At 63.4% G+C, this 15549-nt stretch carries 15 protein-coding genes; 11 read left to right on the top strand and 4 right to left on the bottom strand.

Going from position 1 to position 15549, the window contains the following annotated elements; all coding sequences use genetic code 11:
* Nucleotides 1-29: 29 nt before the first annotated feature.
* From C0V75_RS14275 to C0V75_RS14250, 6 genes are all read left to right on the top strand, one after another.
* Entirely contained in the window at nucleotides 30-1376 is a 1347-nt protein-coding gene (locus C0V75_RS14275; RefSeq protein WP_101921617.1) for an MFS transporter, read from the top strand.
* Nucleotides 1376-2263, top strand: coding sequence for a penicillin-insensitive murein endopeptidase (mepA, locus tag C0V75_RS14270; protein WP_101921616.1), 888 nt, complete (start codon nucleotides 1376-1378; stop codon nucleotides 2261-2263). The genes C0V75_RS14275 and mepA overlap by 1 nt, the downstream gene beginning before the upstream one ends.
* Nucleotides 2236-3168, top strand: a complete 933-nt coding sequence (locus C0V75_RS14265; protein WP_101921615.1) for an esterase-like activity of phytase family protein — start codon at nucleotides 2236-2238, stop codon at nucleotides 3166-3168. The genes mepA and C0V75_RS14265 overlap by 28 nt, the downstream gene beginning before the upstream one ends.
* Before the next feature lie 88 nt (nucleotides 3169-3256).
* On the top strand, nucleotides 3257-3880 hold the full coding sequence (locus tag C0V75_RS14260; protein WP_101921614.1) for a queuosine precursor transporter: 624 nt from the start codon (nucleotides 3257-3259) through the stop codon (nucleotides 3878-3880).
* Nucleotides 3881-4136: 256 nt separating this feature from the next.
* Nucleotides 4137-4562, top strand: a complete 426-nt coding sequence (arfB, locus tag C0V75_RS14255; RefSeq protein WP_101921613.1) for an alternative ribosome rescue aminoacyl-tRNA hydrolase ArfB — start codon at nucleotides 4137-4139, stop codon at nucleotides 4560-4562.
* Nucleotides 4555-5490: a phosphotransferase enzyme family protein gene (locus tag C0V75_RS14250; protein ID WP_101921612.1), complete on the top strand. Its 936-nt coding sequence runs from the start codon at nucleotides 4555-4557 to the stop codon at nucleotides 5488-5490. The genes arfB and C0V75_RS14250 overlap by 8 nt, the downstream gene beginning before the upstream one ends.
* Here C0V75_RS14250 and pncB read toward each other — a convergent pair.
* Together pncB and pncA are read right to left on the bottom strand one after the other, a co-directional pair.
* Complete coding sequence (pncB, locus tag C0V75_RS14245; protein WP_101921611.1) at nucleotides 5487-6776, bottom strand: nicotinate phosphoribosyltransferase; 1290 nt, start codon at nucleotides 6774-6776, stop codon at nucleotides 5487-5489. The two genes, C0V75_RS14250 and pncB, sit on opposite strands and share 4 nt — an antisense overlap.
* A 1-nt stretch (nucleotide 6777) precedes the next feature.
* Nucleotides 6778-7386: a bifunctional nicotinamidase/pyrazinamidase gene (pncA, locus tag C0V75_RS14240; RefSeq protein WP_101921610.1), complete on the bottom strand. Its 609-nt coding sequence runs from the start codon at nucleotides 7384-7386 to the stop codon at nucleotides 6778-6780.
* Between the two features lie 103 nt (nucleotides 7387-7489).
* On the opposite strand from pncA, the gene C0V75_RS14235 reads away from it, so the two are divergent.
* Nucleotides 7490-8392 (top strand): rhodanese-related sulfurtransferase, encoded by a 903-nt coding sequence (locus tag C0V75_RS14235; RefSeq protein WP_101921609.1) that lies wholly within the window; start codon nucleotides 7490-7492, stop codon nucleotides 8390-8392.
* Between the two features lie 3 nt (nucleotides 8393-8395).
* Here the strand turns inward: C0V75_RS14235 and C0V75_RS14230 are convergent, their stop codons facing one another.
* Both C0V75_RS14230 and C0V75_RS14225 read right to left on the bottom strand, forming a co-directional pair.
* Complete coding sequence (locus C0V75_RS14230) at nucleotides 8396-9451, bottom strand: ABC transporter ATP-binding protein (protein ID WP_101921608.1); 1056 nt, start codon at nucleotides 9449-9451, stop codon at nucleotides 8396-8398.
* Between the two features lie 16 nt (nucleotides 9452-9467).
* Nucleotides 9468-10250, bottom strand: a complete 783-nt coding sequence (locus C0V75_RS14225; RefSeq protein ID WP_101921607.1) for an IclR family transcriptional regulator — start codon at nucleotides 10248-10250, stop codon at nucleotides 9468-9470.
* A gap of 101 nt (nucleotides 10251-10351) precedes the next feature.
* Here C0V75_RS14225 and C0V75_RS14220 point away from each other — a divergent pair, with 101 nt between their 5' ends.
* From C0V75_RS14220 to C0V75_RS14205, 4 genes are all read left to right on the top strand, one after another.
* A complete protein-coding gene (locus C0V75_RS14220) occupies nucleotides 10352-11605 on the top strand; it encodes an ABC transporter substrate-binding protein (protein WP_101921606.1) in 1254 nt (417 codons plus the stop codon).
* An 81-nt stretch (nucleotides 11606-11686) separates the two neighbouring features.
* Entirely contained in the window at nucleotides 11687-12613 is a 927-nt protein-coding gene (locus C0V75_RS14215; RefSeq protein ID WP_216821461.1) for a carbohydrate ABC transporter permease, read from the top strand.
* 1 nt (nucleotide 12614) lies between these two features.
* Nucleotides 12615-13460: a carbohydrate ABC transporter permease gene (locus C0V75_RS14210; protein ID WP_101921605.1), complete on the top strand. Its 846-nt coding sequence runs from the start codon at nucleotides 12615-12617 to the stop codon at nucleotides 13458-13460.
* A complete protein-coding gene (locus C0V75_RS14205) occupies nucleotides 13457-15535 on the top strand; it encodes an alpha-galactosidase (protein ID WP_101921604.1) in 2079 nt (692 codons plus the stop codon). The genes C0V75_RS14210 and C0V75_RS14205 overlap by 4 nt, the downstream gene beginning before the upstream one ends.
* The last annotated feature ends 14 nt before the right edge of the window (nucleotides 15536-15549 follow it).

The following is a 15549-nucleotide window of genomic DNA, read 5'->3' as shown; positions in this document are numbered from 1 at the left end:
CGAAAAGGCCAACAGGGCAGGGGGCAGTCATGGCAGGCACGGTCAGCGCGAAAAGGCGCATCTGGGGCTGGTGGTTCTTCGACTGGGCCAGCCAGCCCTACAACACCCTGCTCCTGACCTTCATCTTCGGCCCCTATTTCGCAGAAATCGCCCGCGGTGCCTACATGGCCGAAGGCGTGGATGCCGAGGCGGCAGGTGCGGCCGCACAGGCCTATTGGGGCGCAGGTCTCGCCATCTCCTCTGTTCTCATCGCGATCCTTGCGCCCTTTCTGGGGGCCATCGCCGACAGCACCGGACGCCGCATGATCTGGGTCTGGTTCTTCTCGGCCTTCTACATCCTTGGGTCCTTCGCGCTCTGGTTCATCGCGCCGGGGGGCGACAACCTCTTCTGGGCGGTGGCCTTCTTCGGCCTGGGCTTCATCGGGATGGAATTCGCCACCATCTTCACCAACGCCCTGATGCCCAGCCTGTCCGACCATGACGACATGGGTGCCATCTCCGGCTCCGGCTTCGCCTTCGGCTATCTGGGCGGCGTGCTGGCGCTGGCCATCATGCTGCTCTTCTTCGCCGAAAACAGCGCCACGGGGAAAACCCTCATCGGCCTCGACCCCCTCTTCGGCCTCGACCCCGAGGCGCGCGAAGGCACCCGCGCCGTCGGCCCCTTCACCGCGATCTGGTATGCGGTCTTCATGATCCCCTTCTTCGTCTGGGTCCGCGAACCCCGTACGGAACGCCGCCCCCTCCACCTCGGCCGCGCCATGGCCAGCCTGCGCGACCTTCTCGCCTCGCTCCGCTACCGCGGCAGCCTCTCGGCCTATCTCGCCTCCTCGCTCTTCTACCGCGACGCGCTCAATGCCCTCTACGGCTTCGGCGGCGTCTATGCCTCCGGCGTCCTGGGCTGGGAAATCACCCAGATCGGCGTCTTCGGCGTCGTCGGTGCCCTCACCGCCATGGTCGCCAGCTGGATCGGCGGCAAGGCCGACCGCCGTTTCGGCCCCAAGCCCGTCATCGCCACCTGCATCGTCATCCTCATCTTCGTCTGCCTCATCATCGTCGGGATGACCCGCGAAAGCCTCTGGGGCATCCCCCTCGACCCGGCCTCCTCGGCCTCCGACGACATCTTCTTCGCCTGCGGGGCGCTTCAGGCCGCCTCCCGCACCATGATGGTCCGCCACACCACCCCCGACCGCGCGACCGAAGCCTTCGGCCTCTTCGCCCTCTCCGGCAAGGTCGCCTCCTTCATCTCCCCCGCCCTTATCGCGCTGGCCACCACGATCAGCGGATCGCAGCGCATCGGCATCTCTCCGCTGATCGTGATGTTCCTGATCGGCCTCCTTCTGCTAGTCTTCGTCAGGGCAAAGGGCGAACAGGCGTGATGATCGGACGATTGGCAGGATGGTTGCTGGCAGTTGCCCTCGCGCTGCCCGCACAGGCGGAAACCAAGGCGAACCAGCTTTTCGGCGCGGCCTCCTTGCCGACCGACTCCCGCCCCATGCCCTACGGCACCTATAACAAGGGCTGCGCCGACGGCCTGATCGCCCTGCCCGAAACCGGCCCCACCTGGCAGGCCATGCGCCTCTCGCGCAACCGCAACTGGGGCCATCCGGTGATGATCGACTATCTCATCGACCTGAGCGAGGCCGCCCGTCAGATCGGCTGGCCCGGCCTCTATATCGGCGACATCAGCCAACCCCGCGGCGGCCCGATGACCAGCGGCCACGCCTCCCACCAGATCGGGCTCGATGCCGATGTCTGGATGCTGCCGCCCCGCCGCCTCGACCTGTCCCGCCAGGAACGTGAAGAGATTTCCTCCATCCCCGTCCGCTCCGCCGATCAGCGCAGCGTGACCGAAAACTGGACGCCAGCCCATCACGCGCTCCTGCGCGCCGCCGCCTCCGATGCCCGCGTGGACCGCATCTTCGTCGCCGCTGCGGTCAAGATCGAGATGTGCAAATCCGCCACCCGCGCCGATCGCGACTGGCTTCAGAAGATCCGCCCCATCGGCGGCCACGAAACCCATTTCCACATCCGCCTCAAATGCCCGCGCGGCGCGCGGCATTGCGACGGCCAGACCCCGACCGTGAAGGAACTGTCGAACGGCGGCGATGGCTGCGACGATACGCTGATGTGGTGGGTGTCGGACGAATACCTCAACCCCAAGCCGGACCCGAACGCCAAACCCGTTCCGCGCCAGCGCGGCGCGCGCGATTACACCCTTGCCGATCTGCCCAGACAATGCCGAAACGTCCTTTCCTCGCCCTGACGGCGGGGATGTTTCTGGTTCTTGGCCTTCAGGGCAGCGCCAGCCAACCCTATCCCGCAGGCTTTCTTGCCGCCACGCCATGGCAGATGGATGACCCGAATTTCGGCGGGCTTTCCGGGATTGAACTGTCGGATGATGGCCTGTCCTTCGCCGCTGTCACCGACAAGGGCTGGTGGACCCAAGGCACCTTCACCCGCGATGCCGAAGGCCGCATCACCGCCATTCAGGCGCAACCGCTCCGCTTCCTGCGCGGAAGGTTCGAGGCGCCACTCTCCCGCGGGCGTCAGGATGCCGAAGGTCTGGCGCAAGGGCCCGATGGCAGCTTCTATATCTCCTTCGAACAGATCCCCCGCGTGCTGCGTTACGACACGCTCGACGGACCGGCGCGCAACCTCATCACGCCACGCGAATTCGCCCGGATGCAGCGCAACTCCGCGCTCGAAGCCCTCGCCATCGGCCCTGATGGCACGCTCTACACCCTGCCGGAACGGTCTGGCGAACTGACCCGCCCCTTTCCCATCTGGCGCTATCGCGACGGCAGCTGGGATCAACCCTTCTCGCTGCGCCGCGACGGCGGCTTCCTTGCCGTCGGCGCCGATATCGGCCCCGATGGCCGCTTCTACCTTCTGGAACGCGAATTCCACGGCGTAACCGGCTTCGCCTCCCGCGTCCGCAGCTTCGCCCTCTCCGAAACCGGCCTTTCGGATGAACGCACCGAATTGCAAAGCAGCGTGGGCCAGCACGACAATCTCGAAAGCATTTCGGTCTGGCGCGCGCCGGACGGCACGCTGCGCCTCACCATGATCTCGGATGACAATTTCTACTTCTTCCAGACGACCGAGATTGTCGAATACCGCATTCTTCCCCCACCTGACCCGATTGCTGGCACGGCGACGGACGATTGACAGGCCCGCCCCAGGGGCGTAGGGGACCGCGTCCTCCGATCAGCGGGGGGCCAAGTCTCCGCGACCTTGTCAAAACGGAACACCAGACATGACCCGCATCTCGCTCTTTGGCGTCCTCGCCATGACCATCGTCGTCGTGGCCTCCAACATCCTTGTCCAGTATCCCATCGGCACCTGGCTTACCTGGGGTGCCTTCACCTATCCGCTGGCCTTCCTCGTCTCCGACATCGTCAACCGGCTGGAAGGCGCCGCCGCCGCCCGCCGCGTGGTCTATGCCGGCTTTGCCACCGGCCTGGCCTGCTCGGCCATCGGCACCCAGATCATCGGCGAATACGGCCCTCTGGTGACGATGCGCGTTGCGCTGGGCTCCGGCATCGCCTTCCTGACCGCGCAGCTCATCGACGTGATGATCTTCGACCGGCTCCGCGCCCGCGCCTGGTGGCAGGCCCCCTTCATCTCCACCTTCGTCGGCTCCTCGCTCGACACGGCGATCTTCTTCTCCATCGCCTTCTCCACCACGCTCACCCTTCTGGAACCCGGCAATGACGTGTCCTGGGCCGCGCAGCCGACCGCCCTTCTGGGCTTCGGGCCAGAGGTTCCTTTCTGGGTTTCGCTGGGCTTTGCGGACTGGTTGGTGAAGATCGCCGTCGATCTGCTCGCATTGTTGCCGTTTCGCTTTGCGATCCACCGATTCACGGCAAGGGTTGCGTGAAATCTGTTGACGAACACAAAATCTGTGTCACCCTCCCCCTATCTGAAACCCATTGAAAGGAGGTGATCCAGTGTCTAGAGCTACATTGGAGAGAGGTGTCGGGACAGTCAGGAGGATCGTTTTCTGAGGGCAGCCCCTCAGTCGACAGTCTACCTGATTGGGCTTGAAACCTAACTGGCCCATCTCCTTGGATCTCGGAAAGGGTCGCCGTCCAGGCGACCCTTTCTCTTATGAAACACGACTGCCCGAGCGTGCCATGCTGCGCATCACCGACACCATCTCCATCGCCGATTGGGAACTTTCCGAACAGTTCGTGCGCGCCTCCGGCCCCGGCGGGCAGAATGTGAACAAGGTCTCCACCGCCGTCGAACTCCGCTTCGAGGCAGAGCGTTCCCCCCACCTGCCCGCCCCGGTGAAGGCCCGGCTGAAACGTCTCGCCGGGCGGCGCTGGACAACAGAGGGCGCGATTGTCCTTCAGGTCGATGAAACCCGCAGTCAGGCCCGCAACCGCGAGATTGCGCGCGACCGTCTCGCCGACCTCATCCGTCAGGCCCTCGTCGCCCCGAAGCGCCGCATCGCGACCAAGCCCACCCTCGGCAGCCAGCGCCGCCGTCTCGCCGCGAAATCCGTCCGCGGCGAGGTGAAATCGCTGCGCGGTCGAGTCGAGGGCGAGGATGACTGACCCCGGCCCCGACGCGCAGGAGGCCGCCGCCCTCTGGCGCGGCACGATCCGTCGGCTGATCGTCGCCCGCGAGAACGCCGTTTACGAAATGACCCTGCCGGATGGCCGCCGCGCCGCCCTGCGCCTGCATCGGCCCGGCTATCAGGACGCAGCCGCGATCCGCTCGGAACTCTGGTGGTGCGCCGAACTCGCCGCGCTCGGCCTTCCGGTCCCCACGCCGCTGCCTCTGCCCGATGGCGGGCTGCTGGCCCAACTCTCCTCCACCCGCCACGCCTCTGCCATCCGCTGGCTGGAGGGCGACCCGATCGGCAGGGCCGGCCAACCCTTGCCGCAGCCCGTCCCCGCCCAGATCGACCTTCACTTCCGCCTCGGGCAACTGCTCCTCCGCCTGCACCGGGCCAGCGACGGGCTCTCCCTCCCGCCGGATTTCCAACGCCCGCGATGGGATATTGAAGGGCTGGTCGGAGAGAACCCGCTCTGGGGCCGGTTCTGGGAACATCCGTTCGCTGCGTGGCCACAACTTTCTGCACAGTTTGCGGCACGGAATGCGGTACAGTCGATGATGACGGCCCATGCCGCCGAAAACGGCGATTTCGGCCTGATCCACGCTGATGTCCTGCGCGAAAATGTGCTTTTATCCCAAGGGGATATCGCCCTCATCGACTTCGACGACAGCGGTTTCGGCTTCCGCCTCTACGATCTGGGCACGGTCCTGTCCCAGAACCAGTACGAACCCGCCCGCGACGCCCTCCGCGACGCGCTGATGGCCGGATACGGGACGCAAGATACGGAAAAGGTGGAACTTTTCACGCTGGCCCGCATCCTCGCCTCGGTCGGCTGGACGATCCCGCGCCTCGCGCCCGACGATCCCATCCACCAAAGCCACCTCGCCCGCGCCGACACAGTGATCCGCCGCCTCCTCGGCTAGACCACCACCTCCACCGCCGCCTGCGCCCCCACCCCGAAAACGCGCTTGTAGCGCTCGATTTCCGCCGCCGGCCCCATTGCCTTGTTGGGGTTGTCCGACAGTTTCACCGTGGGCCTTCCATTGGCCGAAACCGCCTTGCAGACAAGGCTGAACGGCGCCAGCCTGTCCCCTGCCAAACCCCTGAAATCATTGGTCAGCATCGTGCCCCAGCCGAAGGACACCTTGACCCGGCCATGAAACTGCCGATGCAGTTCCTCGATCTTTTCCACATCCAGCCCATCGGAAAAGATCACCAGCTTCTGCATCGGATCCTCGCCCCGCGCCTTCCACCAGCGAATCGCCGTTTCCGCTCCCTTGGCCGGATCGCCGCTGTCGATGCGGATACCGGTCCAGGTCGTTAACCAGTCAGGCGCATTCCGCAGGAATCCTTCTGTCCCATAAGTATCCGGCAGGATGATCCGCAGGTTCCCGTCATGCTCTTCATGCCAGTCGGCAAGCACCTGATAGGGCGCCTGCGCCAGCTCCGCATCGCTTTCCGCCAGCGCCGAATAGACCATGGGCAATTCATGCGCATTGGTCCCGATCGCCTCGATGTCCCGCTTGCGCGCGATGGCGCAATTCGACGTGCCGATGAAGGTCGCGCCCAGCCCTTCCTGCATCGCCTGCACGCACCAGTCCTGCCACAGGAAGGAATGCCGCCGCCGCGTCCCGAAATCCGCGATCCTCAGTGTTTCCAGACCCTTCAACCGCTCGATCTTTTCCCACAGCCGGGTCATGGCGCGGGCATAAAGCACCTGTAGCTCGAACTTGCCCATCCCCTTCAGAACCGCGCGCGACCGCAACTCCATCAGCACGGCCAGCGCCGGAATCTCCCACAGCATGACCTCGGGCCAAGACCCTTCGAAGGTCAGCTCATACTGCCCATCCCGCTTTTCCAGATGATAGGGCGGCAGTCTAAGTGCCTCGAACCATTCCATGAAATCGGGGCGAAACATCTGGCGCTTGCCATAGAACATGTTCCCGCGCAGCCAGGTGCTCTCCCCGCGCGACAGCGACAGCGACCGGACATGATCCAGTTGCTCGCGCAATTCACCTTCGTCGATCAATTCGGCCAGCCGCACCGATGTGCTGCGGTTGATGAGAGAGAAGGTTACCGTCGTCTCCGGCTTGTTGCGAAAGATCGACTGGCACATCAGCAGCTTGTAGAAATCGGTGTCGATCAGCGACCGGACGATCGGGTCGATCTTCCAGTTGTGGTTGTGCACACGGGTGGCGATATCGACCACGTCACTCCTCCAGTGCGACGCCGGCCGCGCGCATCTCTTCGGTCATCCGCGCCAGCGACCCGCCAAGGTCGATCCCCCGGCAGGCCCCCAGCAGAACCCGCGCGCGCAGTCCCAATCGCGCCGCATCCAGCGCCGAATAGGCGACACAGTAATCCGTCGCCAGACCGACGAAGGTGACAGCCGTGATCCCCCGCGCGCTCAGGTAACCATTCAGGCCCGTCGTCGTGTTACGGTCATTCTCGAAAAAGGCGGAATAGCTGTCGATCGCGACGCGAAATCCCTTCCGGATGATCAGATCGGCCGGATCGGTGCGCAGGTCGCGATGAAAGGCCGCGCCCGGCGTGCCCTGCACACAATGATCGGGCCAGAGCGTCTGCGGACCGTAAGACATTGTTAAGGTTTCAAAGGGTGAGTGGCCCGGATGATTGGACGCGAAAGAGGAATGGTCGGCAGGATGCCAGTCCTGGGTCAGGATGACGTTCGGGAACTCATCCATCAACCCATTGACACGATTGATGATTTTATCCCCATCCGCCACGGCCAGCGCGCCGCCGGGGCAGAAATCGTTCTGGATGTCGATGACGATCAGGGCTTCATCGGCGGGGCGCATCTTGGACCTCACGGCAGGGTCGATGCTCCTGCCTAGGAAACCCCTGTCCCTGCGTCAATGGGAACCGCTTGAAACAGAAGGAAAACGGGTGCATCCGGAGTGCATGCTGACCGTTGCCGCGCTCTATCATTTCGCTCGTTTCCCCGATCCGGCCACCCTGCGCGCGCCGCTTCTGGACCTGTGTCTTGCTGAGGGCGTGAAGGGTTCGCTCCTGCTGGCGGGCGAAGGGATCAACGGAACAATCGCCGGATCGCGCGCCGCAATCGACACGGTTCTCGCCCATATCCGCACATTGCCTGGATGCGCCGATCTGGAATGGAAGGAAAGCCACGCCCCGACGATGCCTTTCGGGAAGATGAAGGTGAAGGTGAAGCGCGAAATCGTGACGATGGGCGAACCCGATGTGGACCCGAAGGCGCGGGTCGGTCACTACGTCACTGCGGCCGATTGGAACGACCTCATCTCCTCCCCCGATGTCGCAGTGATCGACACCCGAAACGAATACGAAGTCGCCATCGGCACTTTCGCCGGAGCCGTCGATCCCGGCACCCGCAGCTTCAGCCAGTTCCCCGCCTGGTGGAAGGCGAACCGCGACCGCTTTCACAACAAGCGGATCGCCATGTTCTGCACGGGTGGCATCCGCTGTGAGAAATCTACGAATTTCCTTTTACAACAAGGGGTTGAAGAGGTTTACCATTTAAAGGGTGGCATCCTGAAATACCTTGAAGAGGTGCCAAAGGACCAATCTCTCTGGCAGGGGGAATGCTTCGTCTTCGATCAGCGCGTCTCTGTCGGGCACGGGCTCGTGCCCGGCAACCTGTCGTCCTGCGGGGCCTGCCGCCGCCCGGTCACACCGGAAGGCATGGCAGACCCTGCCTATGAGGAAGGTGTCTGCTGCCCGGCCTGCAAGGACGACTACACGCCAGAAGATCGCGCCCGTTTCCGCGAACGCCAGCGCCAGATGAAACTGGCCGAGTCACGGGGCGAACCGCATCTCGGCGCGTGAGGATCAGCGCAAGCGTTGCCCCAAATCGTTGAAGAACAGCGCATCGGCGGCGTCGAACCCCACGCCGATCTGCGTGCCTATGGCCGGAATCACATCGCCCTTAGCCTCGATCACCAGTTTCTCGCCTGTCTCTCCCGTGACGTGGATATAGCTGACGCCGCCAAGCGCCTCGGTCATTTCCACGCGGTGGGTGCGCCCCTCAGTCACCCGCAGATGCTGCGGACGAAGACCAACCTCCACCTTTGCCCCGGCTCCCGGCAAGGCGACCCCCGCAGCGACCGATGCCGAAAGCCCCGGCGCAGCCACGCTGCCAGCCCGTTCAACCGTCGCGGCGATAAAGTTCATCGCCGGACTGCCGATGAACCCCGCAACAAAGCGGTTGTCGGGATTGTGGTACAATTCCAAAGGCTTGCCAACCTGCTCGACCTTCCCTTTGCGAAGGACGACGATCTTGTCGGCCAGAGTCATCGCCTCCACCTGGTCATGCGTCACATAGATCATCGTCGCGCCGATCTCGCGGTGCAGGCGGGCGATTTCCACCCGCATCTCCACCCGCAATTCGGCATCTAGGTTCGACAGCGGCTCGTCGAAGAGAAACACTTCCGGCCCCCGCACGATGGCCCGGCCGATCGCCACGCGCTGCCGCTGGCCACCCGAAAGCGCCTTGGGCTTCCGTGTCAGCAATTCGTCCAGTTTCAGGATGCGCGCGGCCTCGGCCACATTGCGGTCGATCTCGGCCTTCGGATGGCCGGTCATCTTCAGGCCGAACCCCATGTTTTCCGCAACCGTCATATGGGGATAAAGGGCATAGGTTTGAAAGACCATCGCCACGCCGCGTTCCGAAGGATCGGCCTTGGTCACGTCGCGACTGCCGATCCGGATCGACCCTTCCGAGGTTTCCTCCAGCCCCGCGACCATCCGGAGCAGCGTGGATTTCCCGCAACCTGAAGGGCCGACGAAGACACAGAACTCGCCATCCTCGATCGTCAGGTCCACCCCATGGATGACCTGCGCCTCACCAAATCGCTTCACGACCTTCTGTAGCGTTACCCCGGACATGTCTTCCCCTCCCTGATTAACCTTGTTCCGGAAAGCGCCAGCTTTCCGCTTCTGCGGCGATCCGCGCCGCGGTGTCCTTGATGCGATCCGCCCCCGCCTCCAGTTCGGAAAGCGACGTGCGCGCCGTTGTCGATGTGACCGACAGCGCCCCGATCACCCGCCCGGTCCGGGTCAGGATGGGCACGGCACAGCAGATGATTCCCGGTTCATGCTCTTCCCTGTCGAAGGCATGGCCGCGGGTCCGAATCGCCTGAAGCTCGGCCTTCAGCTTGTCCGGCGAGTCCAGCGTGTGAGGTGTGAATCGATGAAAGCTCTGCCGCTGGAGCGCGCGTTCCAACACCTCGTCGGGCAGGAAGGCCAGCATCGCCTTGCCTACACCCGTGCAGTAGGCCGGGCCGACCTTACCGGCTTGTGCGAACATCTCTACCGGTTTGGTCGCGTTGCGCTTGTCGACATAGAGAACCTGCCCGTTGTCGAGTTGGGCCAAGTGGATCGTCTCACCGGTTTCTTCTGCCAATTCATCCAGATAGGGCCGCGCTATCGGCGCAAGCGATGACGTCGCCCAGGCAGCATGGGCCAGTCGGACAAGCCGGACACCAAGCGAGTAGGTCTGCCGGTCCGGGTCATAAGACAGCATCCCCTGATGGGTAAGCGTCTGGATCAGCCGGTAAAGCGTGGCCTTGGGATAGACGGCATCCGCCAGCAATTCGGTAAACCGAACAGGCCGCCCCGCACCCGCCACCATATCGAGCACGTCCAGCGCCTTTCCGACTGTCCCGTCGCCCTGATCTGCCGACATCACACGCCCTCGCGTTACAGTTGACAGCCTAGACGATACGCACCATAGTTTTCAATATTCAAGACTAAGTTTCACATAATGGAACCAAACGGGAGGAAACCATGGTCCATAGAAAAGCGGGCGCCTTGGCCCTGGTGGCGGCGTTGATGCTGTCGACATCGGCCATCGCGCAGGACAAGCGCGTTGTCACATGGAATGCGGATTACGATCCGATCCCGTTGGCGGCAGCCGAAGCCTTGATCGCAGATTTCGAAGCCGCAAACCCCGAGATCGACATCCAACTGACCAACTTCGATCACGAGGCCTACAAGAACGCGATCCGCAACTTCCTGACCGCCGATCCCCCGGATCTGGCCAACTGGTATGCCGCGAACCGCATGCGTCCCTTCGTCGAGGCCGGTCTCTTTGCCGACATCTCGGATCTCTGGGCTTCCGAAGGCCTGACCGATGCGCTCGCCTCTTCGCTGCCTTCGATGACCATTGATGGAAAGCAGTGGGGCATTCCCTACACCTATTACCAGTGGGGCATCTACTACAACCGTGACGCCTATGCCGCCGCAGGTGTGGAGCTTCCGGGCGAAGGTGGCGTGACCTGGGAGCAGTTCCTGGCGAATTGCGAAAAGTTCAAGGCGGCCGAGATTGACTGCGTGACCACTGGTTCCAGCGCGCTGTGGCCGGTCGCGGGTATCTTCGACTATCTCAGCCTGCGCACCAACGGCTATCAGTTCCACAGCGATCTGGCCGCCGGCAAGATTTCCTGGACCTCGCCGGAAGCCCGCGCCGTCTTTGCGGAATTCGCAAAACTGCAGCCTTTCGTGACCGAAAATCATGCCGCGATCGACTGGCAGGATGCTGCTGCGATCTTCGTGCAGGACAAGGCGGCCCATTACGTGATGGGCAACTTCGCCGTCGGCGTCTTCAAGGAAGGCGGGATGACGAATGACAACCTCGGCTTCATGGTGTTCCCGGAAATCACCCCCGGCATCGCCCGCGCCGAAGAAGCGCCGACCGACACGGTCCACCTGACCAGCGGGGCGCAGAATCCCGAGGATGCCAAGACGTTCCTTGCCTACATGGCAAGTGCCGAAGCGCAGTCCAAGTGGAATGCGGCTGTGGGTCAGTTGCCCACCAACAAGAACGCGACGGTTGATCCGGCCGATCCGTTCCTGTCGGCAGGCTTCCAGGCCCTGTCCACTGCGACGGGCGGCATTGCACAGTTCTGGGACCGCGACGCGGATGCCGAATATGCGAAGGCCGGCATGGAAGGCTTCCAGCAGTTCCTCGTGCAGCCCGATCAGCTTGAAGCGATCCTGGAGCGGCTGGAACAGACGCGCCTGCGCCTCTACCCGCAGTGATCTGACAACGCGGGCGCCCCGTTTACCCGGGGCGCCCGCTTTCTGTTCCGGGGGGGAAGGCAGATGGCACAAGCGACGGATATGAATTCTGCTGACGCAGGTCACCGGCCTGCACGGCGTTGGAACCAAAGGGCCCTTGCCCCCTGGCTGTTCATGGCGCCCGGGCTTTTCATGTTCACGGTCTATGTGCTCTGGCCCATCGTGCAGAGCATCACGCTGTCGTTCTACGACTGGAACGGGCTGTACAATCAGGATGGTGAATTCACCGGAACCTTTGTCGGCATGGGGAACTATGCCGAACTGATCCGGGACCCAGCCTTCGAGACGAGCCTGTGGAACAACTTCTACTGGCTGGCGCTCTATCTTCTTGCGCTGCCTGCGGGGCTGCTCATCGCCATCTTCCTGAACCAGACTGTCACGGGTATCCGCCTGTACAAGTCGCTGTTCTTCTTTCCCTTCGTGATTTCTCAAGTCGTGGTCGGCCTGATCTTTGCTTGGTTCTATGCGCCGAATTTCGGGTTGTTCTACCTGCTGACCGAATGGGTCACGGGCGACGGCACCGCCATTCTTGCCGACCCCGACCTGGTTACCTTCGGGATCATCGCGGCAGGCCTTTGGCCCCAGATCGCCTATGTCATGATCCTGTACCTTACCGGTCTGAACAATGTCGCCCCCGATCAGATCGAGGCCGCGCGGCTGGACGGTGCCAAGGGTTGGCGGATGCTGTGGTATGTCGTGCTGCCGCAACTGCGCCCGGCCACCTTCATCGCGGTGATCGTCACGGTTATCGGGGCGCTGCGCAGTTTCGACCTTGTGTCGATCATGACGACCGGTGGGCCTTTTGGTTCGTCGCGCGTGCTGTCCTATTACATGTTCGAGATGGCGCTGGGCGAGTTCGGGTTCCGCATGGGCTATGGCGCCGCCATCGCCGTCGTCCTCTTCGCGATCATGATGATCTTCATTTCGGGCTTCATCTGGAAGATGTGGCGCGACGAGAAGGAGCGCTGAGATGTTTCCTCGTCCCATTCAGCAGTCCAGCCCTGCGGTGCAGTGGCTTTACTCCATCGCTTTGCCTGTCGCGCTTCTGATCTGGCTTTTTCCCCTGCTCGGCGTGGCGCTCACCTCGTTGCGCCCGGCATCCGATCTGGCGCAGGGCAACTATTTCGGCATGCCATCGGGCATCGCCTGGGAAAACTACATCTTCATCTTCACCGAGACGCCCATCGGGCAATACATGGTGAACTCGCTCTGGGTGACGATCCCCACCGTGATCGGGGCTGTTGGCCTGTCGCTGATGACGGGTTTCGCGCTGGCGGTCTATGGGTTCCGGGGCAATATCCTTGTCTTCTTCATGTTCGTGGCCGGCAACTTCGTGCCGTTCCAGATCCTGATGGTTCCGGTGCGCGACATGACGCTGAACCTTGGGATGTATGACACCTGGTATGGGTTGGCGCTGTTCCACATCGCCTTTCAGACCGGCTTTTGCACGTTGTTCATGCGTAACTTTATCAAGGCACTTCCTTACGAATTGATTGAGGCGGCGCGCGTCGAAGGTGTGGCCGAGTGGCGCATCTTCTGGTTCATCGTCCTGCCGCTGATGCGCCCCGCCATCGCGGCGCTGAGCGTGCTGGTCTTCACCTTCATCTGGAACGATTTCTTCTGGGCGACCGTCCTGACGCAGGGCGTGGATAGCCAACCGATCACGGCGGGTCTGTCGTCCCTGAACGGTCAGTGGATCGCGCAGTGGCATCTTGTCAGCGCGGGGTCGATCCTTGCGGCCTTGCCGCCTGTCCTGATGTTCTTCCTGATGCAGAAGCATTTCATCGCGGGTCTGACACTGGGGGCGGTGAAGTGACGGAATTCAGGCTGGATGCCGGAACCGGGGATCAGGCGCAGACCATCGCCCTGACGACCTCGGGGGGTATCCCGGAAGTGATCTGGTGGGGCGCGCGACTGCCCGAAGATGAGGACTTGGCACAACTGGCCGCCGCCGCGCGGCATGATCTGACAGGGGGCATGCTGGATGCTTTGCCGGCGCTGTCGCTCTGTCCTGAGGCGGGGCGTGCCTTCCAGGGGCAGCCGGGATTGGTGCTGGCGGCGGCAGATGGAACGCCGATGCTGCCCGCCTTCACCTTTGAGCGGGTCGAGGCGGAGCCTGGCCATCTGCGTCTGGTGAGCGTGGCGGAGGGGCTGCGACTGACGCATGACCTTCGCGCCTATCCGACCGGAGTGATCGGTCTGAAGACCCTGCTGGATGCCAAGCATCCCGTGCGCTTGCATTGGCTGGCTGCGCCGGTTCTTCCTGCGCCGCAGGAAGGGGATATCCTTGATATCCACGGGAAATGGACACGGGAGTTTCACCTGAATCGCGTGGCCTGGACGCCGGGCATCCGCCTGCGCGAGGCGCGGACGGGGCGGTCGGGTCATGAACACCCGCCCTATGTCATCTTTGCCGGGCAAGGCGCGACCAATGCCCGCGGCGCGGCCTGGGCTCTTCACTACGGCTGGTCGGGTGGGCATCGCATGGTGGCGGAGGAACTGCCCGACGGGCGACGTCAGGTCCAGTTTGGCCATGCCTGGGGGGCAGAAACGCAGCCCGGCCTGCATTTCCAGACGGCAGAGCTTCTGGCGCTGTGGTCGGGTGCGGGGTTGAACGGGATCGGCGCGACCTTCCAGCGCGATATCCGCGACCGGGTGGTGACATGGCCCGACCCGACGCGTCCGCGCCCGGTACATTACAACTGCTGGGAAGCGATCTATTTCAACCACAACCTCGCCGACCTTGCCGCCATCGCCGACCGTGCGGCGGACATGGGGGCGGAGCGCTTTGTTCTGGACGACGGCTGGTTCGGACGGCGGGACGATGACACAACGAGCCTTGGCGACTGGACAGTGGACCGGCGGAAATGGCCCGATGGTCTGCATCCGTTGATCGCGCATGTCCACAAGCTGGGCATGACATTCGGCCTCTGGTTCGAGCCCGAGATGGTGAACCCCGACAGTGATCTGATGCGCGCCCATCCGGACTGGAGGCTGGGGTCCGCGGATCAGGTGGCAGGGCGCAACCAGATGGTGCTGGACCTGGCGAAGCCCGAGGTGCGCGAATATCTGTTCAATGCGGTATCCGAAATCCTGGGCGAATGTCCCATCGACTACATCAAATGGGATCACAACCGCCTGCTGCCGGTCGTTGATGCCGCGCAGACGCGCGGGATTTATGAATTGCTTGCGGCTCTGCGGAAGGCCCATCCCGGGGTGGAGATCGAAAGCTGCGCCAGCGGCGGTGGCCGCATAGATGCGGGCATTCTGGCCCATACCCAGCGGGTGTGGCTGTCCGACAGCATCGACGGCATCGAGCGGCTGCGGATGCAGCAGGATGCGGCGCTGTTCCTGCCCGCGGCGGTGACAGGCAGCCATGTCGGGGCGCGGCGGAGCCATACGGCGGGGCGGGTTCTGCCCATGTCCTTCCGCGCCTGGGTGGCGGCGCAGCGGCATTTCGGCTTTGAGATGGACCTGCGGTCACTGACCGAGGATGAGGCGGCGACGCTGAAATCTGTCACAGGCTGGTGGAAGGCCAATCGCGACTGGATGATGGCGGGCACGATCCACCGGCTGGACAGCGACGATCCGGCTGTGGTCGCCGAGGTGCAAATCGCGGCCGATGGCGGGCGATTTGTCATGTTTGCCGGGCAGGAGGCAACGAGCGTGCAGATCCTGCCGCGCCCTTTGCGCCTGACGGGGCTGGACGCGGGGGCGACCTATCGGCTGCGTCTGGTGAACCCGGAAGATGCACCGCCGCAGTCGCGCGGACCGAATGCGTTCAAATCCGGGGGGTTGACGCTGTCAGGCCAAGCGCTGATGCAGCGGGGCGTGTTGCTGCCTGTGGCATGGCCGGCAACGATCTGGGTGATTGAAGGCGAGCGGCTCTGACGGGCGGTCCTGAG

Origin of the sequence: Tabrizicola sp. TH137, assembly GCF_002855575.1 — a bacterium.
GTDB lineage: Bacteria > Pseudomonadota > Alphaproteobacteria > Rhodobacterales > Rhodobacteraceae > Paragemmobacter.
The sequence above is the reverse complement of the archived record's forward strand: the minus strand, read 5'-3'. Positions and strand labels throughout refer to the sequence as shown.

Bases quoted from the DNA above. Each gene is read 5' to 3' on its own strand.
- C0V75_RS14275 (WP_101921617.1), top strand. From the start codon at position 30: ATGGCAGGCACGGTCAGCGCGAAAAGGCGCATCTGGGGCTGGTGGTTC.
- mepA (WP_101921616.1), top strand. From the start codon at position 1,376: ATGATCGGACGATTGGCAGGATGGTTGCTGGCAGTTGCCCTCGCGCTG.
- C0V75_RS14265 (WP_101921615.1), top strand. From the start codon at position 2,236: ATGCCGAAACGTCCTTTCCTCGCCCTGACGGCGGGGATGTTTCTGGTT.
- C0V75_RS14260 (WP_101921614.1), top strand. From the start codon at position 3,257: ATGACCCGCATCTCGCTCTTTGGCGTCCTCGCCATGACCATCGTCGTC.
- arfB (WP_101921613.1), top strand. From the start codon at position 4,137: ATGCTGCGCATCACCGACACCATCTCCATCGCCGATTGGGAACTTTCC.
- C0V75_RS14250 (WP_101921612.1), top strand. From the start codon at position 4,555: ATGACTGACCCCGGCCCCGACGCGCAGGAGGCCGCCGCCCTCTGGCGC.
- pncA (WP_101921610.1), bottom strand. From the start codon at position 7,386: ATGCGCCCCGCCGATGAAGCCCTGATCGTCATCGACATCCAGAACGAT.
- C0V75_RS14235 (WP_101921609.1), top strand. From the start codon at position 7,490: ATGCTGACCGTTGCCGCGCTCTATCATTTCGCTCGTTTCCCCGATCCG.
- C0V75_RS14230 (WP_101921608.1), bottom strand. From the start codon at position 9,451: ATGTCCGGGGTAACGCTACAGAAGGTCGTGAAGCGATTTGGTGAGGCG.
- C0V75_RS14225 (WP_101921607.1), bottom strand. From the start codon at position 10,250: ATGTCGGCAGATCAGGGCGACGGGACAGTCGGAAAGGCGCTGGACGTG.
- C0V75_RS14220 (WP_101921606.1), top strand. From the start codon at position 10,352: ATGGTCCATAGAAAAGCGGGCGCCTTGGCCCTGGTGGCGGCGTTGATG.
- C0V75_RS14215 (WP_216821461.1), top strand. From the start codon at position 11,687: ATGAATTCTGCTGACGCAGGTCACCGGCCTGCACGGCGTTGGAACCAA.
- C0V75_RS14210 (WP_101921605.1), top strand. From the start codon at position 12,615: ATGTTTCCTCGTCCCATTCAGCAGTCCAGCCCTGCGGTGCAGTGGCTT.